The sequence below is a fragment of the Micromonospora sp. DT227 genome, from assembly GCF_049841835.1.
Lineage (GTDB): Bacteria > Actinomycetota > Actinomycetes > Mycobacteriales > Micromonosporaceae > Micromonospora.
Window position 1 is genome coordinate 1 of record NZ_JBNCLA010000080.1, and the last position, 289, is coordinate 289.

1 protein-coding gene is annotated in these 289 nt (G+C 68.5%); it reads right to left on the reverse strand.

What is annotated here, in order from left to right; all coding sequences use genetic code 11:
• A partial coding sequence (locus tag ACLQ2W_RS33975; protein WP_425792002.1) for a beta-ketoacyl synthase N-terminal-like domain-containing protein occupies positions 1 to 289 on the reverse strand: 289 nt, incomplete at both ends.

A 289-nucleotide genomic window follows, 5' to 3' on the forward strand; every position in this document is an offset into this window, starting at 1 on the left:
AACGCTCCCGGGGTGGCCATCACCGCTACACCGCCGGCCAGGGCCATCGAACACTCACCCGACCGCAACGCCTGCGCTGCCAGATGCACCGCCACCAACGACGACGAACACGCCGTATCCACCGACACCGCCGGACCCTCCAGGCCCAGCGTGTACGCCACCCGCCCCGACATGACACTCGCAGCGTTGCCGGTACCGGAGAAACCCTCCCCCGCAGCGTCAGCCACACTCAACAACGCCGGATAGTCCTGCCCATGGGTGCCGACATACACGCCGGTGTCCGAGCCGC